18 protein-coding genes and 1 pseudogene are annotated in these 20,289 nt (G+C 63.9%); 6 read left to right on the top strand and 13 right to left on the bottom strand.

The window, feature by feature from the left end; genetic code table 11:
• Nucleotides 1-7: 7 nt before the first annotated feature.
• The 3 genes from AWB80_RS02775 to AWB80_RS02765 are packed head-to-tail and all read right to left on the bottom strand — an operon-like array spanning nt 8 to nt 4,964.
• Entirely contained in the window at nt 8-304 is a 297-nt protein-coding gene (locus tag AWB80_RS02775) for an ArsR/SmtB family transcription factor (RefSeq protein ID WP_061173128.1), read from the bottom strand.
• Between the two features lie 18 nt (nt 305-322).
• A complete protein-coding gene (gene ilvB / locus AWB80_RS02770) occupies nt 323-2,110 on the bottom strand; it encodes a biosynthetic-type acetolactate synthase large subunit (protein ID WP_061173501.1) in 1,788 nt (595 codons plus the stop codon).
• Between the two features lie 55 nt (nt 2,111-2,165).
• Nucleotides 2,166-4,964, bottom strand: coding sequence for a 2-oxoglutarate dehydrogenase E1 component (locus AWB80_RS02765; RefSeq protein ID WP_061173127.1), 2,799 nt, complete (start codon nt 4,962-4,964; stop codon nt 2,166-2,168).
• A 282-nt stretch (nt 4,965-5,246) separates the two neighbouring features.
• Between AWB80_RS02765 and AWB80_RS02760 the strand changes: the two genes are divergently transcribed.
• Together AWB80_RS02760 and mug are read left to right on the top strand one after the other, a co-directional pair.
• The gene (locus AWB80_RS02760; RefSeq protein ID WP_061173126.1) at nt 5,247-6,293 is read left to right on the top strand and encodes a GlxA family transcriptional regulator; all 1,047 of its coding nucleotides are present in this window, start codon (nt 5,247-5,249) and stop codon (nt 6,291-6,293) included.
• Nucleotides 6,294-6,301: 8 nt separating this feature from the next.
• Nucleotides 6,302-6,862 carry a G/U mismatch-specific DNA glycosylase gene (gene mug / locus AWB80_RS02755; protein ID WP_244206362.1) on the top strand — a complete coding sequence of 187 codons (561 nt, stop codon included), beginning with the start codon at nt 6,302-6,304 and terminating at the stop codon, nt 6,860-6,862.
• Here the strand turns inward: mug and AWB80_RS02750 are convergent.
• On the bottom strand, nt 6,768-7,724 hold the full coding sequence (locus AWB80_RS02750) for a LysR family transcriptional regulator (RefSeq protein ID WP_061173124.1): 957 nt from the start codon (nt 7,722-7,724) through the stop codon (nt 6,768-6,770). The two genes, mug and AWB80_RS02750, sit on opposite strands and share 95 nt — an antisense overlap.
• Before the next feature lie 234 nt (nt 7,725-7,958).
• On the opposite strand from AWB80_RS02750, the gene AWB80_RS02745 reads away from it, so the two are divergent.
• The 4 genes from AWB80_RS02745 to AWB80_RS02730 all read left to right on the top strand — a co-directional run bounded on the left by AWB80_RS02745 (nt 7,959) and on the right by AWB80_RS02730 (nt 13,170).
• Nucleotides 7,959-8,633 carry an antibiotic biosynthesis monooxygenase family protein gene (locus AWB80_RS02745; RefSeq protein ID WP_061173123.1) on the top strand — a complete coding sequence of 225 codons (675 nt, stop codon included), beginning with the start codon at nt 7,959-7,961 and terminating at the stop codon, nt 8,631-8,633.
• 305 nt (nt 8,634-8,938) lie between these two features.
• A complete protein-coding gene (locus tag AWB80_RS02740; RefSeq protein ID WP_061173122.1) occupies nt 8,939-10,567 on the top strand; it encodes an MFS transporter in 1,629 nt (542 codons plus the stop codon).
• A 12-nt stretch (nt 10,568-10,579) separates the two neighbouring features.
• A complete protein-coding gene (locus AWB80_RS02735) occupies nt 10,580-11,656 on the top strand; it encodes an HlyD family secretion protein (RefSeq protein WP_061173121.1) in 1,077 nt (358 codons plus the stop codon).
• Nucleotides 11,653-13,170 carry an efflux transporter outer membrane subunit gene (locus tag AWB80_RS02730; RefSeq protein ID WP_061173120.1) on the top strand — a complete coding sequence of 506 codons (1,518 nt, stop codon included), beginning with the start codon at nt 11,653-11,655 and terminating at the stop codon, nt 13,168-13,170. The genes AWB80_RS02735 and AWB80_RS02730 overlap by 4 nt, the downstream gene beginning before the upstream one ends.
• Nucleotides 13,171-13,232: 62 nt before the next feature.
• Here the strand turns inward: AWB80_RS02730 and AWB80_RS02725 are convergent, their stop codons facing one another.
• The 9 genes and pseudogenes from AWB80_RS02725 to AWB80_RS02685 all read right to left on the bottom strand — a co-directional run.
• Nucleotides 13,233-13,433, bottom strand: a complete 201-nt coding sequence (locus AWB80_RS02725) for a hypothetical protein (protein WP_061173500.1) — start codon at nt 13,431-13,433, stop codon at nt 13,233-13,235.
• A 115-nt stretch (nt 13,434-13,548) separates the two neighbouring features.
• Complete coding sequence (locus AWB80_RS02720; RefSeq protein ID WP_061173119.1) at nt 13,549-15,102, bottom strand: DHA2 family efflux MFS transporter permease subunit; 1,554 nt, start codon at nt 15,100-15,102, stop codon at nt 13,549-13,551.
• A 60-nt stretch (nt 15,103-15,162) separates the two neighbouring features.
• Complete coding sequence (locus AWB80_RS02715) at nt 15,163-16,374, bottom strand: HlyD/EmrA/EmrK family protein (RefSeq protein ID WP_061173118.1); 1,212 nt, start codon at nt 16,372-16,374, stop codon at nt 15,163-15,165.
• Nucleotides 16,375-16,401: 27 nt separating this feature from the next.
• Nucleotides 16,402-17,871 (bottom strand): efflux transporter outer membrane subunit, encoded by a 1,470-nt coding sequence (locus AWB80_RS02710; RefSeq protein ID WP_061173499.1) that lies wholly within the window; start codon nt 17,869-17,871, stop codon nt 16,402-16,404.
• Nucleotides 17,872-17,930: 59 nt separating this feature from the next.
• The gene (locus AWB80_RS02705) at nt 17,931-18,368 is read right to left on the bottom strand and encodes a MarR family winged helix-turn-helix transcriptional regulator (RefSeq protein WP_061173117.1); all 438 of its coding nucleotides are present in this window, start codon (nt 18,366-18,368) and stop codon (nt 17,931-17,933) included.
• 90 nt (nt 18,369-18,458) lie between these two features.
• Nucleotides 18,459-18,767, bottom strand: a complete 309-nt coding sequence (locus AWB80_RS02700) for a hypothetical protein (RefSeq protein ID WP_244206361.1) — start codon at nt 18,765-18,767, stop codon at nt 18,459-18,461.
• 119 nt (nt 18,768-18,886) lie between these two features.
• A complete protein-coding gene (locus tag AWB80_RS02695; protein WP_061173498.1) occupies nt 18,887-19,105 on the bottom strand; it encodes a hypothetical protein in 219 nt (72 codons plus the stop codon).
• A gap of 157 nt (nt 19,106-19,262) precedes the next feature.
• Entirely contained in the window at nt 19,263-20,006 is a 744-nt protein-coding gene (phbB, locus tag AWB80_RS02690) for an acetoacetyl-CoA reductase (RefSeq protein ID WP_061173115.1), read from the bottom strand.
• A 124-nt stretch (nt 20,007-20,130) separates the two neighbouring features.
• Nucleotides 20,131-20,289: pseudogene (locus AWB80_RS02685) on the bottom strand (acetyl-CoA C-acetyltransferase); the annotation flags it as partial.

Genomic DNA, 20,289 nt, shown 5'->3' with positions numbered 1-20,289 from the left:
TTCTGCGTCACAGCCCCCGGCCAATCTGTCCGATGAACGCTTCGATGACCGCCTCGTTTCTCGACAGGAAAACGAACTGACCGACGCGCGTCGAAACCAGCAGTCCGGCCGCGATCAGCGCGGCGACATGGGCCGAGACCGTCGATTGCGAAAGTCCGCTGCGCGCCTGAATCAGGTTCAGCGGCACGCCCTGTCCAAAAGCAACACGCTCGTGCGCGAACACGTCATCCGGCGTTTTCAGCCACGCGAGAATCTCGCGGCGCAGCGGATTGGCGAGCGCCTTGTGTATCAGATTCGCATCCATGATCCTGGTCCGTGAGCGTCAGAACATGTCCGTTCCGGCTGCGAACGACGAAGCGTGCTCCGACCGGGACGGGATGAAAGGACCCGTGATCATGCTCGAATAGCGCTGTCCCGGACCGACCATAGGAAACACATCGGCGTTCTGATCGATCATCACTTCCAGAAAGGCGGGACCGTCGAACTCCACGAACGCTCTGAGCTTGTCCTCCAGCTCACCCGGCGTGCGCACGCGGGCGGCGAATTCGAATCCATCGGCCCGGGCCGCCAGCACGAAATCCTTGCGATGAAGCGCCTTGTCGCTCACGAACAGCCGCCCGTCGTAAAAGAGACGCTGCCATTGCCGGATCATCCCGTCGCCGCAATTGTTGAGCAGCAGCACCTTGACCGGAACGCCATACGTGCTGGCCGTTTCCAGTTCGCCGACGTTCATCCGGATGCTGCCGTCGCCATCGATATCGATCACGAGTGCGTCCGGCCGCGCGAACTGCGCGCCGATCGCCGCGGGCAGGCCGAATCCCATCGTTCCCATGCTGCCCGACGTGAGGAAGCTGCGCGGTTCGACGAAATCGAAGAACTGCGCAGCCCACATCTGATGCTGGCCTACGCCCGTGCTGATGATCGCGCGCCCGCCGGTGATTTCGCTGAGCTTCTCGATGACGCGTTGCGGCTGGATGGCGACGCTATGCCGGTCGTAATTCATGCCGTGCGTGCTTTTCAGCGCCGTCACCTCCGCGATCCAGTCCGACGGGGCGCGCGCCGCCGGACCGAGCGTCATCATCGAACGAAGCGTGTCCTTTGCATCGCCGATGTGCGTCCAGTGCGCGCGCTTGACCTTGCCGATTTCCGCTTCGTCGATGTCGATGTGCGCGACATGCCGGGCCTTCGGCGCGAACGCTTCAGGACGGCCGCCCGCGACGCGGTCATCGAAGCGCGCGCCCACCGCGATCAGGAAGTCGCAGTCCTCCACCGCGTAGTTCGCGCACGCCGCGCCGTGCATGCCGAGCATCCCGAGCGCGAGTTCGTGTCTCGATGGCATGGCTCCGAGCCCCATCAGCGTCGTCACGACGGGAATCTGGTAGCGCGCGGCGAACGCGCGCAACTCGGCCGCCGCGCCCGATGCGATCACGCCGCCGCCCGCGTACAGAAGCGGTCGCCGGCTTTGCGCAAGAAGCTCGAAGAATTCGGCGCAACCGCGTTCGTCGAGACGCGCGCCCTTCGCCACCTGCCGAAGACGATCCGAGTAGCCGCGAAACTGCAATGTGCCGTGTCCGCGATACGGGCCCCGCCAGTTCTGGATGTCCTTCGGCACGTCGACCACGACGGGACCCGGCCGGCCCGTGCGCGCGATCTCGAATGCGGTGCGCACGGTCTGTTCGAGCCGGGCCGGATCGGTCACGAGAAAGACCTGCTTGGCGCACGCCGACATGATGTTGAAGACGGGCGCCTCCTGAAACGCATCGCTGCCTATCGCCGCGCGCGGCACCTGTCCGCAGATCAGCACGACGGGCACGGAATCGCCGTTGCAATCGGCGATCGGCGTCACCGCGTTCGTCGCGCCCGGCCCCGACGTCACCATGAAAACGCCGACCTTGCCGCTGGCCCGCGCGTAGCCGGCGGCCATGAAGCCCGCCGCCTGTTCGTTCGCCGGGACGACCAGCCTGATCTGCCGCTCGGGTCGATCCGCATGCGCTTCGTTGAAGCGGAACACGGCGTCGTAAGTGGGCAGAATCGCGCCGCCGCTGTAGCCGAACAAGGTATCGACGCCCTGTTCGGCCAGCACGCGAAGGATGATGTCGGCGCCCGACATCGAATCGTCGGCAATATGATTGGAATTGTGCTCCATGTTCAATCCTTCGTCATGCTTAGTTAGAGAACGCATGCGCGACGACTTCCGCCTGTCTCGCCGCGTGCACCGCGTGATACCCCGGCGCAGTCGATGCGGACGCGACACGCCCCGCATACGACAGGCTTGCATGCGCAGGCAGAATCTCGCGCAATTGCGGCTCGACGAAGCTCCACGCACCCTGATTGCGCGCCTCCTCCTGACACCAGATCACGCGCTTCAGATTCGGATAGCGCGCGAACTCGGCGGCCAGTTGTCGCGACGGGAATGGGTACAACTGTTCGACGCGGATGATCGGCGTATCGTCGCCGCCGTGCTTGCGGCGATATTCGAGCAGTTCGAAATAGACCTTGCCCGACGTCACGATCACGCGCTCCACGTTCGCGTCATTCGACGGATCGCCATGCTCATCAGGCAGGATTTCACGGAACGCGCCGTGCGACAGTTCGTCCAGCGCACTGACGGCTTCCGGATGTCTGAGCAGCGACTTGGGCGTCATCACGATGAGCGGCCGCCGGTCCGAAGCGAGCGCCTGCATGCGCAACAGATGGAACAGTTGCGCGGGTGCCGTCGGCTGCGTGACGCGCATGTTGTCCTGCGCGCTCAGTTGCAGATAGCGCTCAAGCCGCGCCGACGCATGCTCGGGTCCGGCCCCTTCCTGTCCGTGCGGCAGAAACAGCGTCAACGCGCTGCGCTGCCCCCACTTGGCGGCGGCCGCCGCGACGAACTGATCGATGACGACCTGCGCACCATTCGCGAAGTCGCCGAACTGCGCTTCCCAGATCACGAGCGCATCGCGATTCACTGTCGAGTAACCGTATTCGAACGCAAGCACGGCCGCTTCGGAGAGAATCGAATTGGTCACCGTGAAGCGGCCCTGCGCTTCGCCGACATGATCGAGCGGGATGAACGCGCCATCGTCGCGCCGCGTACGCGTCTGGTCATGCAGCACCGCATGTCGATGATTGAACGTGCCGCGCGCGCTGTCCTGCCCGCTCAGCCGCACATCGACGCCTTCATCGAGCAGCGAAGCGAAAGCGAGATGCTCGCCCATGCCCCAGTCGACCCGCTTCTTTCCGCTCGACATGTCGCGACGCGCCGCGATCATCTTGCCGACCAATGGATGAAGCGCATAGCCATCGGGCACGCTCGCGATGCGTTGCGCCAGCTTACTCACGCGCTCCGGCGACGGCGCAACATAGCGCAGCGCGGCGCTTCCCTCCGATTCGGTCGAGCCCGTGTCCGTCTCATCGGCGCGGGCCTGATCGAGAATCTCGCGTCGCTCATCGACCAGCGCGCTTGCCTGTTCCGATGTCGACGCACCCTGACGAATCAGCTTCTGCGCATACAGCGCCCTCACGCCGGGATGCGCCGCGATCGCGCGATACATCAGCGGTTGCGTGATCGCGGGCGTGTCCTGTTCCTGATGCCCGTGCTTGCGGAAACAGACCAGATCGATGACGACGCTGCGCCCGAACTCCGTGCGATAGTCGAGCGCGAGGCGCACCGCCATGGCCACCGTTTCGGGATCGTCGCCGTTGACGTGCAGCACCGGCGCTTCGATCATCTTGACGATGTCCGTCGCATAGAACGATGAACGCGTGTCGCGCGGGTCCGAGGTCGTGAAGCCGATCTGATTGTTCACCACTACATGCACCGTTCCGCCCGTGCCATGCCCGCGCGTATAAGACAGGCTCAAGGTCTCCATCACGACGCCTTGCCCGGACATCGCCGCATCGCCGTGAATCTCGACGGCCAGCACGCTGCCTGCGTCGCCGGATGCGAGCGCGTCGGCCTTCGCGCGCGCCATGCCCTGAACGACCGGATTGACGATTTCCAGATGCGAAGGATTGAACGCGAGCACGACTTCGACCGGTCCAACGGCCGTTTGCGTGACGGTGCTGTAGCCCTTGTGATACTTGACATCGCCTTCCGGGAGCGCGTCGCCGTCCTTGCCGTCGAACTCGTCGAAGAGCGCATGCAAGGGCTTGCCCGCGACGTTGACCAGCACGTTCAGGCGGCCGCGATGCGCCATGCCCATCACCACTGAGCGCACTTTCTTCGACGCGCCGTAACGCACCAGTTCGTCGAGCAGCACGATCAGCGATTCGCCGCCTTCGAGCGAAAAGCGCTTCTGCCCGACAAAGCGCGTATGAAGATACTTTTCGAGCCCCTCGGCTGCCGTCAGACGTTCGAGGAACCGGCGCCTTTCGGCAAGCGCAAACGACGGCGTCGCGCGAGTCGATTCGAGTCTCATCTGCCACCAGCGCCGCTCGTTCGCGTCCGTCAGATGCATGAATTCCGCGCCCAGCGTGCCGGTGTAGGTCTGTTCGAGCGCCGAAACGATCTCGCTGAGCGTCGCGTCGTCATCGAAGAAGTAAGTGTCGGCGGTGCTGAAGCGGGTCGACATGTCCGCAGCGGTCAAGCCGTAATAGGCGGGCGTGAGTTCGGCGAGCGGACGCTGCGGCTCCCAATGCAGCGGGTCCAGGTCGGCGCGGCGTGTGCCGATGGTGCGGAACGCGGCGATCAGCGCCTGCACCGCCACCTGTTTTCTGGCGAGCGCGAGGCCGTTATCGGGCGATATCGGCAAGCCGTGCGGACGCTTCGCGAACTCGATGAAACTTGACACCACGGGCGCGTGCGGCTCGTCATCGCGATCACTGCCGTCGATGGCGGGCGCTTCGCTCAATGCATCGAAATAGCCGCGCCATTCATCGGTGACCGATGCCGGATCGGTCAGATACAGCTCGTACTGCTCCTCGACATACGGCGCATTGGCGCCGAACAAAAATGAACTTCTGCGTGTTTCGGTCAACATGATGCGTGTCCTTTGCGTGATGCGCGGCGTGTGCTTCGACCGCTCTGGTACGAAGTCTAGTCAGCCTGGAACGCCACGGAACATGCATCTGGCGCGATGCCGGGCCAGTCGATATCCGATTTGGGCCATCGCCGAAATGACGGTATCGTGCGCATGCGAAGCGCGCGTTTGTTACATCGCGGCAAAAGTCATTTACCGGTCACGGTGTCTTTCAGGCGCATGCCTTCGGATAGACTGGCTCATCGATTGCGGTAGACAGTTCCACCTGATGAAGGTCACAGCATGAAAGTCGCCCTTGTTCTGTTCGACGGCGTGCAGGCACTCGACGTTGCAGGCCCGCTCGATGTGTTCGCCGAAGCCAACACGCATCTGCCCGCGCATCAGCGCTACGAGGTCTCGCTCGTCGGACGCGAGGCGGGCGTCGTCACCTGCTCGAACGGCATGCAGGTGCTCGTGCCGGTCGGCTATCTCGATTCCGATATCCAGTACGATCTGCTGCTCGTGGCCGGCGGACCGGAGTTGCCCGACTGGGACCCGCCGCGCGAATTCCTCGCGTGGCTGCGCAGGCAGGCGCGCGGCGCGGCGCGCTTTGGCTCGGTCTGCAATGGCGCGTTCGTGCTCGGACATGCGGGTCTGCTCGACGGCAAGCAAGTCACCACGCACTGGTCCGACGCGGGCCATCTCGCCGATGCGTTCCCGCAGGCGCGCGTGCAGCCCGAGCGCATCTTCATTCGCGATGGACGGTTGTTCACTTCGGCGGGCGTATCGGCGGGCATCGATCTGTGTCTGTCGCTCGTCGCCGAGGACTGGGGACATGAACACGCCGTGCGCGTCGCCAAGCGGCTCGTCGTCTATATTCAGCGTGAAGGCGGGCAATCGCAGTACAGCCCGTACATCGGCGCGGACAAGGAAGAAGCGCCGCTCATCGGCAAGGTGCATCGGTACGTGACGGATCACATCGCGGACGCGCTGTCGATCGAGCAACTCGCGAGCGCCGTTTCCGTGAGCCGCCGCACCTTCTCGCGCGTGTTCGCCAAGTATGCGAAGGTGACGCCGTCGGCATTCGTCGAACAGGTTCGCGTCGACTCCGCGAGGAAGCTGCTCGAAGAAAGCGATGCGCCGCTCAAGACGGTCGCGTACAAATGCGGCTTTCACAACGCCACCCATATGCGCACGACGTTTGCCCGACGGCTGAACGTCACGCCGAGGCAGTATCGCGAGCGGTTTCGCGGTACGGTGGGAATCCAGCCTGCGGCTCGTGTGCATGTCGATGTCGATGTCGATCTCGTCGGGCACATCGAGCTGGTGGAACTGGCGGAAGCTGCGTAAGGACACTCGTGATCGCAACGGATTCATCGGGCACGCTCGCGGACATCCTCGCGCCGTCTTTATCGGTCGTGTTCTGCGGGATCAATCCGGGCATGCTCGCCGCCGCAACGGGACACCATTTCGCGGGCAGAGGCAATCGCTTCTGGCGCGTCGTTCATCTGGCCGGCTTTACGCCGGAACTGCTTCGTCCCGAAGACGACCGCGCATTGCTTCGATACGGATGCGGCCTCACGACCGCCGTCGCGCGCGCGACCGCGCGAGCGGACCATCTTTCGCGCGTCGAGATCGAAGCGGCAGCGTCGGCGTTCGAGCGCAAGATCGAGCAGCATGCGCCGCGCTACATCGCGTTCCTCGGGAAGATGGCCTTGTCCGCGATGACCGGCCAGCGCGAGATCGCGTGGGGACTGCAAGCGCAAACCTTCGGCGGGGCCACGGCGTGGGTGCTGCCGAACCCGAGTGGCCTGAACCGCGCGTTCAGTCTCGATGCGCTGGTGGACGCTTACCGCGAACTGCGGATCGCAGCCTGTCCTCACTACGCAGATGCGGGTTCGTGCGTAACGCCTCGGTGACGAATTCGAGAAACGCGCGAATCTTCCCACTCGCGCCTCTTCGCTCGACATGCAGCATGTTCACCGGAACCGGCTCGGGCTCGAACGCTTTCAGAATGGGGCGAAGCCTGCGCCCCAATACTTCGGGCGTCGCCTGATATGAAAGCAACTGCGTGATGCCGACGCCGTCGCTGGCCGCCGCGATGGCAGCGGGCGCGAGATCGACGATCATGCGCGGCTGAAGCCGCACCGGCAGTCTCGCGCCGCGATCCCTGAAGACCCATTCAAGCGGATTCGTCACGCCCGTGAAGGACACGCAATCGTGGCGCGTCAATTCTCTTGGATGGACCGGCTCACCACGCGTCTGAAGATAGGCAGGCGCCGCATAGGTCCGGCGGCGCACGAAACCCAGCGGCACCGCGAAGGTCGTCGGGTCGCCCAGATGACCGATGCGTATCGCGACGTCCACGCCTTCATCCAGCAGCCGCGTGGTGCGATCCACGTACACCGCGTGGATGCTGACGTCCGGATAGCGCAGCGCAAAAGCGTTGACGAGCGGCGCGACGAAGCGCTGGCCGAACAGCACGGGCGCGGATATCGTTAGCGTTCCTACCGGTTTGATATGGAAAGCACCGATGTTCGCTTCGGCATCCGCGACGGCATCGAGAACGTGTCGGCAGGCATCGAGATAGGCCACGCCCGCATCCGTGGGCCGCACCGATCGCGTGGTACGCGCGAGTAGTTGCGCGCCGGTGCGCGCTTCGAGCGAATTGAGCGCCCTCGATACCGCTGCGGTCGACAAGCCGAGCTTCTCCGATGCACTCGTAAAGCTCCCGCTATCGACGATCGCCACGAACACTTCCATCTCACGCAATCTGTCCATTCCGATTTCCCGCCACGACTCGTTTCCGGTGCGAGTGTAAGCGGCATCTTCGCAATATGCGCCGTATTGGCCCGCATCGGACACTGATTGGCCATTCCTGAGGCCATGTCCCGAACTGCGCATTCATTGGCCTGATTTGCGTATCGACCGGCCTTCGACAAACGCGCATCGTCTCCGACAATGAATCAACGGCGACGTGAGCGCCTTTTGTGCAACCCAAACGAAGAGTCTGTCATGTTCTCTGCAATGCTCGAAGTCAATCCGATTCCCGATCAGTTCGATGCCTATCTCAGCATGGCGAAGATGCTGCGGCCCGAACTCGAAGCGATCGATGGTTTCATCGACAACACCCGCTACGCGAGCCTGACACGCGAGGGATGGCTTCTTTCCTTGTCGAGCTGGCGCGATGAGAAGTCGCTCGTGCGCTGGCGTACCACGACCAAACATCACAAGATTCAGCAGGCCGCGCGCGATCGCGTGTTCGCGGACTATCGGCTGCGCATCGGGCAGATCGTGACGGATACGCACGTACCCGAAGGACACGCGCTGGTCGAGCAACGGCTCGATGTCACTGAAGCGGGCGCGGGCAAAGCGGTGACGCTGCTCGACGCGCGGCGCTTGCCGGACTGGATCGCGCAGGCCGGGCCGCATGTCGTGGCGCGGTCGCTCGGCATCGACGAAGCAGCGCCCGGTCTCGTCGCGTGGGACGTTTTCCACGCGCTGCTGACGCCCGGCGACGTGATCGCCGTGGCGACGTGGCGCGATCAGGCGGCGGCCGAATCGTTCGAACGCGACGCCGCGCGGCCGAGCGATGTGCGCTTGCGTCACATTCGCGTGATCCGTGAATACGGCATGTTCGATCGACGCGAAGCACCGCAATACTTCGAAGAAGCGCAACGCACGGCGTGATCGTTTCATCTCCCTACGCGCCTGCCAGAAGAGAACGACCGGACGTACTCGCCGCTTCATTCGAACGGCGAGTGCGAATCCGCCCGCATGGACGCAGCGCGCCTATACTCAATAGCATTCCCGAATAACTGCGTGCTCGACGCTGGCAAGAAACGCACACGAAATGGCCCAATAGTCGGCCTCTCTTCGCTTCATCTCGCGCCACTCCCTTTCTAGAATTCCAGTAAGCCGATTCCGGTTGCGGCGCAGCAATCGTCGATCCCGGATGCAAAGCCTGGTTGAACACGTTTCGACACCGAACTCTCATGACACACGCCAATTCCATAGAAAGCGGCCCGCAAGACGCGATAGTCGAGCAGACGTCGGCTGAGCTTCCCGTGAAGGAAGCCGCGCGGCCCGCGCCGCCTGAGGCCATGCTTTCGCTTCGGCTTGCGGTCGGACTGATCGGGATGCTGCTCGCGTCCTTGCTCGCAATACTGAACGAGCAAGTCACCGCGTTCGCGATGTCCGACATTCAAGGCGCGCTGTCGATCGGGCACGACGACGGCACCTGGCTGACCACCCTGTTCGAAGCGGCCAACGTCGCGACGATGGTCTTCGCGCCGTGGTTCGGCATCACCTTCACGCTCAAGCGCTTCACTATCGGCGCGGTCGTCGCCACGATGCTGTTCGGTATCCTGTGCCCGTTCGCGCCGAATCTTCCGTCGCTCTATGCGTTGCGCGTGTTGCAGGGGATCGCGGGCGGTTGCCTGCCGCCGATGCTGATCATCGTCGCGCTGCGCTATCTCCCGCCCAGAATCAAACTGTATGGGCTCGCTGGCTATGCACTGACCGCGACCTTCGGACCTGCGCTCGGCACGCCGCTCGCCGCGCTCTGGACCGAGTACTTCAGCTGGAAGATGGCGTTCTGGCAGATCGTGCCGCTCGGCATCGCGACGTGCGTGGCGATCCAGCAAGGCCTGCCCGACGATCCGCTCAAGCTCGAACGCCTTCGTTCGTTCAACTGGTCCGGATTCCTGATCGGTTTCCCGGCCGTCGCGATGCTCGTGATCGGCTTTCTGCAAGGCGACCGCCTCGACTGGCTGAACTCGGATCTCATCCGTGTGATGTTCATCGGCGGAGCGGTGCTGCTGGTGGCGTTTCTCATCAACGAATGGTTTCATCCGCTGCCGTTCTTCAAGCTCCAGTTGCTGTCGCGACGAAACTTCTCGCACGGGCTCACGACGCTCGCGGGCGCCGTGATTCTTCTGGTCGGCGTTGCCGCCATTCCCGGCCAGCATCTCGCGCGGATTCACGCGTACCGTGCGTTGCAGACCACGCCGCTGTCGCTGCTCGTCGCGCTGCCGCTGTTGATCACGCTGCCGCTGACCGCCGCCGTGCTGAATCTGAAGCGCGTCGATTCGCGCTGGGTGATGGCGCTCGGACTGTGTCTGATGATCGCGACCTGCGCGATGGGCAGTTTCATGACATCCGAATGGATCCGCGACAACTTCTACGTGTTGCAGTCCTTGCAGATCGCCGCGCAACCGATGGTGATCGTCGCGATCCTGATGGGCGTCACGACGGGTCTGCCTCCCACGGAAGGCCCGTTCGCCTCGGCGATGTTCAATTCGCTCAAGACCTTCTCGGCCGCAGTTGCGACGGGTCTCATCGAAGGCCTCGGCACGGCGCGCGAGCGCTTTCATTCGAACGTGCTCGTCGATCAACTCGGCAATCGCGCGCTCATCACCGATCAGAGCATCGACGCGACCCACGGCATCGGCGAACTCGCGCATCGGGTGCACGAGCAGGCGCTCGTGCTGATGTCCGCGGATCTCTATCGTGTGATGGCATGCGTCGCTATCGCGCTGCTTTGTCTCGTGCCTGTGTTGCCCGTGCGCATCTATCCGCCGTGGACCACCACGCCGCCTTCTTCCCCGCCTTCCGCCCGTTAAGGGACGCTTGCCATGTCATCCTTCATCCGTTCCCACTCCAGACTCATTCGTATCGCCGCGCCGGTGCTCGCGCTCGCCGTCTTCGCATGGGTATGCGTCAGACTGCTCTCCGATTCGAGCACCGAATCCACCAACGACGCCTACGTCCATGCCGATTTCACGCTCGTTGCGCCGCGCGTGCCCGGCCAGATTTCGGAAGTGCCCGTCGAAGACAATCAGTCGGTCAAGGCGGGGCAACTGCTCGTGCGTATCGATGACCGTGACTATCACGCCGCGCTGATGAGCGCGCAGGCCGACCTCGACGCGGCGCGCGCGGCGGTCGCGAACTTCGATGCCGAAATCGCGCGGCATCCCTCGCTGGTCGAGCAGGCGCGCGCGACCCTGCGTTCCGATGAAGCGGCGATCGGCTTCGCGCGTGCGAACGCGTCGCGCTATCAGAACCTCTCGGAGACGGGCGCCGGCACGGCGCAGGAGCAGCAACGCGCGACGAGCACGCTTGCGCAACAGCTCGCGCAGCAGGCGCACGACCGCGCCGCATTGACGACGACCGAGCAGAACCTCGATGTGTTGCGCACGCAACGCGACAAGGCCGCGGGCGCGCGAGCGCGCGCCGAAGCGGCGCTGGAGCAGGCGAAGCTGAACCTGTCGTACACGGAGATTCGCGCGCCCGTCGACGGCAAGGTCGGACGGCGCTCGGCACGCGTCGGCGCGTTCGTGACGCCGGGCGCGCCGGTGCTGGCCATCGTGCCGCTGTCGGATGCCTATGTCGTCGCCAACTTTCAGGAGAATCAGATCACGCGGATGCGGCCCGGCGAACGCGTGCGCATCAAGGTCGACAGCTTTCCGGGCGTGGTTATCAACGGCCATGTCGACAGCCTCGCGCCCGCGACCGGCGTGAGCTTCGCACCCATCGCGCCCGACAACGCGACCGGCAACTTCACGAAGATCGTGCAGCGCGTGCCGGTCAAGATCACGATCGATCGCGGGCAGGACGCAGCATCGGCGCTGAGCGTGGGGCTTTCGGTCGAAGCGGAAGTGGCTGTGGGCCGGCACGGCGAAACACTCGCGAAAGGAGGCGACGCAAAATGAGAGCGCTCGATACTTCGCTTCGCCCGATCCTTCTCGCCGTTCTGGCAAGTCTCGCGATGGTGGGATGCACGGTCGGGCCGGACTTCGAACCGCCGAAGTCCGCGACGCCGGACGTCCTCGAAAGAACCCAGACGGCGCAGGCATCGAGCAAGGCCGTGCAGGCCGACTTCAACCCGGACTGGTGGACGCTGTTCGACGATCCCGTGCTGAACGCGCTCGAAAAGCGCCTCGCCGACGCCAATCTCGACGTGGCCGCGGCCTCCGCCCGGCTGCGTCAAAGCCGTGCCGAACAGCGCGTGGCCGGCGCGGCGCAGCTTCCCACGCTCGATGGCGCGGCGTCGTACTATCGCGAACGCGGCAGCGAGAACGGCGTGCTGTCGTTGCTGGGCGTGACGCCGTCGCAGAGTCAGCCGCAATCGGCGTCCGGCGACGCGCCCCTCGGTGTGTCGGGCATGCCTGGCTCCAAGGGATCGCCGGCCTACAACCTGTATCAGGCCGGCTTCGATGCGTCATGGGAAATCGATATCTGGGGCCGCGTGCGACGCGGCGTCGAAGCGGCGGGCGCGCTGGCCGACGCTTCCTATGAAGACCGCAACGCGATCCTGCTTTCGGCGCGCGCGGAAATCGCGCGCGATTACGTCGAATTGCGCGATACGCAGTCGCTGCTGGAGATCACGAAACAGAACCTCGATATCGCCCGCGATGCCGTGAGGCTCACGAAGATCCGCGTGCGCGAAGGCGTCACGACGGACCTGGACGTCGCCAATGCTTCGGCGCAGATGGAGACCATCGAAAGTCTGATTCCGACGCTCGAATCGCATCGCGATACCACCATCAATGCAATCGGCGTGTTGCTCGGCGAGCAGCCGGGCGCGCTGCGCGACATGCTCAGCGAAACGCGCGAGGTGCCGAAGCTGCCGGATCAGGTGCCTGTCGGCTTTCCGTCGGAGCTCGCGCAACGTCGGCCCGACATCAAGAAGGCCGAGGCGACGTTGCACGCGGCGACGGCTTCGATCGGCATGGCGAAGGCCGATTTCTATCCGCGTATTTCGCTGAACGGGAGCGCGGGGTTTCAGAGTCTGCAACTCTCCAGTCTGGCCAACTGGGCGTCGGGGCAATTCGTCGTCGGGCCGTCGATCACGTTTCCGATTTTCGAGGGCGGACGTCTCAAGGGCACGTTGCAGTTGCGCGAGGCGCAACAGCAGGAAGCGGCGATTCTGTATAAGCGCACCGTGCTGGATGCCTGGCGCGAAGTGGACGACGCGTTGCTCGTCTACGATGCCGAACAGCGCCGGCGCGACCGGCTCGCCTCGGCGGTGAGCCTCAACCAGCGCGCGCTCGCCGTCGCGCAACAGCGATACAAGGCCGGCGCGCTCGACTATCTCGATGTGCTCAACGTGCAGAAGCAGTTGCTGGAAGCGCAGAGCAGTCTCGAACAGAGCAAGGCCAAGGCTGCGGAGAATCTCATCACGTTGTGCAAGTCGCTTGGGGGTGGTTGGGAGACGACTTATTGAGCGGTGAGATAGCAGAAGGCCGGAGCGTGATGGCTCCGGCCTTTTCGTTGGGCGCCTTCCGACTACGCCTCGACTATCCGCACGTCGTACTCTTCATCGACGAACGCGACGATGAACTCTTCAGGCATCAGCCACGAGTCGACGCTGACCGTCTTCGTATCGATGTCGACTTGCACTTTCGCATCGGCGTCGACGGTACGCATCGCGTGTTCGAGCGTTGCGATATCGTCGGAATGAATGTGCTGCTTGACTGAGAATTTCATTTGCATGGCTCCAGTAGTGAAGGTAACAATTCAATCTAGGCGCTTTGTTCACGTATTTGCACACCCGTCGCGGACCAACAGTCTTGCGTCGCGCGTACAAATTCAGGATCACTGGCTAATGCCCGCCCGCCCCCGCCGCGCCTGCACCCGCGCCCTTGCCAGGCTTCGTCAGCCAGATCAACGGCACGATCGCGATGAAGATCACGGCGGACAGCCAGAAGATGTCGTTGAGACCGAGCATCGCGGCTTGCGTCGTCAGCGAACGTTCGAAGAACGCCAGCGCCTGCGACGGACTGCCGCCGAGCGCGCTCTGCATCGAATCGATCGCGCCGACGAACGCGGGGTTATGCACGCTCGCCTGCTCGACAAGCTGCGCGTGATGCAGGATGGTCCGGTCATTCCAGCCCGTCGTCGCGAGCGAGGTGCCCACTGCGCCCGCGAACACGCGCACGAAGTTCGAGAGCCCCGCCGCTGCAGGAATCTTCGCGGGCGGCAGGCCGGACAGAATGATCGCCGTGAGCGGCACGAAGAACAGCGCGGTCGGAATGCCTTGCAGGAGCGTCGGCACGACGAGCGTGTACGTATCGACACCAGTGGTGTAGTGCGAGCGCATGAAGAACACGGCCGCAAAGCCGAAGAACGCGAGCGTGGCGAGCACGCGGGCATCGGAGCGGGGCATCAGCTTGCCCATCACGGGCGCGAGGATCACGGCGAAAATGCCGAGCGGCGCGGTGACGAGACCGGCATCGACGGAACGGTAGCCGAGATAGCCCTGCATCCATTGCGGCAGCAGCACGAGGTTCGAGAAGAACACCGCATAGGCGACGGAAATCGCCACCGTCCCGCCCAGAAAATTGCGCCCCGTGAAGAGTTTGATGTCGATGACGGGGTTCTTTTCCGTCAATTCCCAGATCAGAAAGAAGACGAAGCTGACGAGCGCGAACACGCCCAGCGCGACGATCACCGGCGAATCGAACCAGTCGAGATCCTTGCCCTTGTCGAGCATGATCTGCAACGACGCGACCCAGGCGATCAGCGAAATCAGCCCGATCTTGTCGATCGGCACGCGCTTCACCGGCGTTTCGCGTTCGCGATAGATCGCCCACGTCACGCCCGCCGCGAACAGCCCGACCGGAATGTTGATGTAGAAGATCCACGACCACGAATAGCTATCGGTGATCCAGCCGCCGAGCGCGGGTCCGGCGATGGGGCCGACAGTCGCGGTCATCGCCCAGAGAGCGAGCGCGGTCGAGCTTTTCTCTTTCGGATAGGAACCGAGCAGAATGGCCTGCGACAGCGGAATCAGCGGGCCGGCCACCGCGCCTTGCAGTATGCGCGCGGCCAGCAGCGTCGGCAGATTCGGTGCGATGCCGCACAGCCACGACGACACGACGAACAACAGGATTGCCCACACGAACAGCTTGATCTGTCCGACGCGCTGCGTGAGCCACCCGGTCAGCGGAATCGAGATCGCGTTGGCGGCGGCGAAGAGCGTGATGACCCACGTGCCTTCGTCGACGGATACGCCGAGATTGCCCGCGATGGTCGGAATCGCGACATTGGCGATCGATGAATCGAGCACGTTCATGAAGGTCGCGAGCGCGACGGCGAGCGTCGCCAGCACGAGTTTTCCGCCTTGCAGCGGCGCGGGTTGAGTCGTCGGGTTCATTGCATCACCTGAATTGTCTATGACTGACCTGTCAGTTATTTGATCGAAAAAATTCGCGTGTCAGCGGGCCGCACGCGAACCCTGCGGCATCGCGTTCTCCGCGATGATCCTTTCGATCTCCGCGTTCGCCTCTTCGCCGTAACGGCTGAAGACGTCGGTCCGATACGACGTGGTCGATGCCGCGCCCAGCTGCGTGCCCGATTCATCGCGCGTTGCCACTTCCACATCCATCGAAAGTCCGATGCGCAATGGATGCGCGTCCAATTCGCGCTGATCGAGCCGGATGCGCACCGGCAGGCGTTGCACGACCTTGATCCAGTTGCCCGTCGCGTTCTGCGCGGGCAGCACGGCGAAGGCCGCGCCCGTGCCCGCCGAGAAACCCTCGACGTGACCGTGATACTTCACCTTCGAACCGTACGCATCGGCGCTCAGCGTGACCGGCTGCCCGATGCGCATGTGCGCGAGCTGCACTTCCTTGAAATTGGCATCGACCCAGACGCCGTCGAGCGGCACGATCGCCATGAGCGGCGTGCCGGGCGCGACGCGCTGGCCGACCTGCACGGAGCGGCGCGCGACATAGCCGGTCACCGGCGCGGGCAGCGTGTTGCGCGCGTGATCGAGCCACGCGTCGCGCACCTTCGTCGCGGCGGCCTGCACGTTCGGATGCCGTTCGATCGACGTGCGGTCCGTGAGTGCGTGATTCGCTTCGGATTGCTGACGCACCGCGTCGAGGGCCGCCTGCGCGGCGCTCACGGCATCGCGCGCGTGTGCGATGTCTTCGCCGGACACCGCGCCCGATTCGGCGATCGTCAGGCGGCGTTTCAGGTCGGACTGCGCGCGCGTCAGATCGGCTTGACGTTGCGCGACGGTGGCGGCGTAGTACGCATTGTTGACGTACAGGCTGCTCACTTGCCGGACCGTCTGCGCGAGATTCGCTTCGGCGTTGGCGAGCGCGACTTGTGCGTCGGCGGCGTCGAGCGTGACGAGCGGCGCGCCCTGACGCACGATCTGCGTGTCGTCGGCGTTCACTGCGATCACGGTGCCGCTCACTTCCGGCGTCAGTTGCACGAGATTGCCGCTGACGTACGCATCGTCGGTCGATTCGAAATAGCGGCCTGTGGTGTAGTAGTAGCCGGTCCAGCCCGCGCCCGCCGCCACGATCGCCGCCGCGAGCAATGAGAGCAGCAGCTTGCGCGTCTTGCGCGGTTTGAGGTCGGCGGCCGGTTGGGGTTGATCCGTGATGCTGCGTTCGGTGGTGAAGGTGTCGCTCATGTCGGTGCTCCGGTTCAATAGGGTCGATCAGCGTGCGGCCAGCGCATTGGCGGATGTGTCGATGTAGCCGCCGCCCAACGCGGCTGCAAGCGCGATCTGCTGGTCGCGCCGGTCCATCTTCAGATTCGCGACCGCGCGTTCGGCCGCGAGTGCGTTGGTCTCGGCGTTGAGCACGGTGAGCTGATTCGCGAGCCCCGCGCGATATTGCGTGAGCGCGAGTTGTTGCGCGCTGTGGGCGGCGTCCTGCGCGGCGTTCGCATCGACGAGTTGCGCGTCGGTCGAACGGATTTGCGAGAGTTGCGTGGCGACGTCGCTGAGCGCGGTGACGAGCGTCTGGTTGTAGGTCGCGACGGCGTAATCGAAATCGGCATAGCGGCCTTTCAACTGGGCGCGCAGCGCACCGCCGTCGAAGATCGGCAGATGGATCGCCGGGCCCGCCGACATCGTGCGGCTCGCCGCCGTCAGCAGCCGGCCGAAACCGAACGCGTCGAGCCCGAGCGACGCGCTCAGATTGATGTCGGGATAGAACTCCGCCTTGGCTTCCTTGATGTCGTGCGTCATCGCGTCGACGCGCCAGCGCGCCGCGACGATGTCCGGGCGGCGGCTCACGAGATCGGCGGGGAGATTGGCGGGCAGGCGCACGTCATCGCCGATGCCGAGTTGCGGACGCGCGATCGACAGCCCGCGATCCGGACCCTTGCCGACGAGCGCCGCGAGCTGATAGCGCGTCGCGACGATGCGGCCATCCAGCGCGCCGAGCGTCGCGCGGCTCGATGCGAGATCGGCCTCGGCGGTCTTGCGTTCTACTTCGGTGTCGAGCCCGTTGGCGATGCGGCTCGCGGTGATGCGCACGATCCGCTCGCGCTCGCCGACCTCGTTCTGCGCGATGTCGCGCAGCGCATAGAGCCGCGCGAGCTGGTTGTACGACCGGGCAATGGACGCATCGAGCGCGAGGCGCACGGCTTGCGCATCCGCCGTGCTCGCCTGGACTTGCGAAACGGCGGCGTCGAGCGCCGCGCGGTTCTTGCCCCACAGATCGAGCTCATAGGAAGCCGACAGCAGCCCCTTGTTCTCGGACTGCCACGAGCCGGCGTACGGCGGCGGCACGAGCGCATTCTCGGAAAAGCGTTGACGCGTGTACGAATATGACGCGCCGACTTGCGGCATCGTGTTCGCCCGCGCGGTTTCGCTATACGCCGACGCCGCCGCGATGCGGGCGCGCGCCTGGTCGAGCGTCGGGTTGCCGGTGAGGGCTTCGTCGAGCAGCGCGCGCAGTTGGGCATCGCCAAACTGATCGGCCCAGTCGGGCGCGGGCCAGCGGCCTTCGTCGGCGGGCAGGCTCTGTTGCGTGGCGTATGTTTGCGGCTGGGCTATTTCCTTGTCGCTGTGGATGCCGGCGTAATTCGCGCAGGCCGAGAGCACGGCGGCGAACATCAGCGTGACGCCTGTTTTCGTTACGCGCGATACGAACGTACGACGATTTGATTGCTTTTTCATTTTCTGACCTGTCAGATAAATGGACGAAAAAAAATGCGCGGGCGACATGCGGCGCGCGCTCAGTCTTCGAGAAATTTGTCGAGCAGGCGGCGCAACTCCTGAAACTCGCTCTTGCTGAACTTTCTGAGACGCCTGTTCAGCACCACCGGCACGATATGCGGCAAGGTGTCGGCGACTTTTTCGCCTTCGCGCGTCAGCGTGAGATTGACCACGCGGCGATCTTCCAGACTGCGCGTGCGTTGCAGCAAGCCCCTGGTTTCGAGCTTGTCGAGCATGCGCGTCATGAGGCCGGTATCGATGCCGAGCAGTTTCGACAGTTCGAACGGCGTTTGCGTCACGCCGCCGCGCATGGACATGAGAATGCCCGTCTGCTGGGTGGTGATGCCGAGATCCTTCAAGGCCGCGTCCAACTCGCCGACCAGGACGTTGCGCGCCTTGTTGACGGCGAAGCCGACGCTCTTGGTCAGGGAAAAAGTTTCAGGGGTGTAGTGATCCATGTTGGTTCTCCGGTGCTGCGAACGTCCATGGACCGTAAATTTACTGCAAAGTCAGAATTTGTCAATGTCTATTTTTACGTTCTGACGGTGTCACCCCCGCGCGGCACTCTCCGCCACGCAACTGAATGAAACGGTAGCAGTCTGCTCTTCGAGCGAACGAATACCGCTGGTCGCCTCCGACCGAACCACCACGCGCTGCGAGCGCTGCTTGCAGTAGTCGCTGGCGGCGTCCATCGCGGCATTGCGCGCGGTCACCCACGACATGCGCGTGCCCGTCGCCTTGCCGGTGACCGTGTACGTATCGGGCTTCGCGCCGGCGGTGACGCCGTTCGTCGTGCCACATGCAGTAAGCAGGCAAATGAGTGCGATCGTCCCGAACGCGCGCCGCGTCGAGAACATTGATCTGATGGAAGAAAACATATTCGAGGACCGTGAATTTTGAGACACGGCCCGAATGGTACAAGCGCCCGCAAATTTCTTCACGGATCAGAGGAAAGCCGGCAGTCCGTCGCGGCCGCTCAAGCCTGCGCGATGCGCTCCAGCAAGCGCTGTAGGCGCGAATGCTGACACGGCGCGAGCCCCGGCATAGAAAGCGCCTGCACGACGCGTCCGCGCCAGTAGGTCTTGGAGAAGAGCGAATTCGCCCCTTCGAGGCTGAGTACCTGCTCGAGGTGTTCGATCGCCGAGTCGAGATGACCGACGCTATAGGAATGTGTGCCTGCGCCGAGATTGTTCATGGCACGGTCCGTCGGAGAGCGAAGGTTACGGATGAAGATTGAATCGACGCGCGAGAACGTGTCGTCTCGCGCGTGGATATCGTCGCGCGGGCGCGTGACGAAGGTGAGACGCGCAAATGTCAGGCAGCGCACGAATCCCGCGCGCCGCCTGAACGCATCAGCTCATGTGCTGGCCGCCGTTGATCGCGATGTTCGAACCGGTGACGAAACCCGCATCGTCGGAGCACAGGAACGCGACGAGCGCCGCGACTTCCTCGGGCTTGCCGAGACGTCCCGCCGGAATCTGCGGAAGAATCTTCGTGTCGAGAATCTCCTGCGGAATCGCGGTCACCATCTTGGTCGCGAGATAGCCCGGCGAGATCGTGTTCACGGTCACGCCCTTCTTCGCGACTTCGAGCGCGAGCGACTTCGTGAAACCGTGCATGCCCGCCTTCGCAGCCGAATAGTTCGTCTGACCGATCTGGCCTTTCGAGCCATTCACCGACGAAATGTTGATGATGCGGCCCCAGCCGCGCGACACCATCTCTTCGCAAACGGGCTTGGTCATGTTGAAGACCGAATCGAGATTGGTGCGCAGCACGGCGTCCCAGTTCACCTTGGTCATCTTCTTGAAGGTCGTGTCCTGCGTGATGCCGGCGTTGTTCACGAGGATGTCGATCGGGCCGACTTCGGCCTGGATCTTCGCCACGCAGTGCTGCGCGGAATCGTAATCGGCGACATCGACCGCGTACGCGCGGAAGTTGCGGCCCTGGCGATCCATGCTCGCGAGCCATTCGCCGGCCTTCGCGTTGCCCGGCGAATGCGTCACGACAACCGCGTAGCCCGCGTCGTGCAGCTTGATGGCGACTGCCTCGCCGAGTCCGCCCATGCCGCCCGTCACCAGTGCGATTCGCTTAGTCATGCTGATACTCCTCAATTCTCTCAGGTTAATGATGCTCGGAATGGCACCGGCGCTGCGCTGTCGGCTCGACGCTTATAGTGATTTGATGTCGCGTCGGGCGCGCTGCGCCGGTGTATTGCTTTCGTTACGGGCGTTCCACCGCCAGCGCGACACCCATGCCGCCGCCGATGCACAGCGACGCCAGACCCTTCTTCGCGTCGCGCTTTTGCATTTCGTGCAGCAGCGTGACGAGAATCCGGCAGCCCGATGCGCCGATCGGGTGACCGATCGCAATCGCGCCGCC

Origin of the sequence: Caballeronia pedi (assembly GCF_001544915.2) — a bacterium.
Taxonomy (GTDB): domain Bacteria; phylum Pseudomonadota; class Gammaproteobacteria; order Burkholderiales; family Burkholderiaceae; genus Caballeronia; species Caballeronia pedi.
This window is presented reverse-complemented; position numbering and strand designations above follow the sequence as displayed.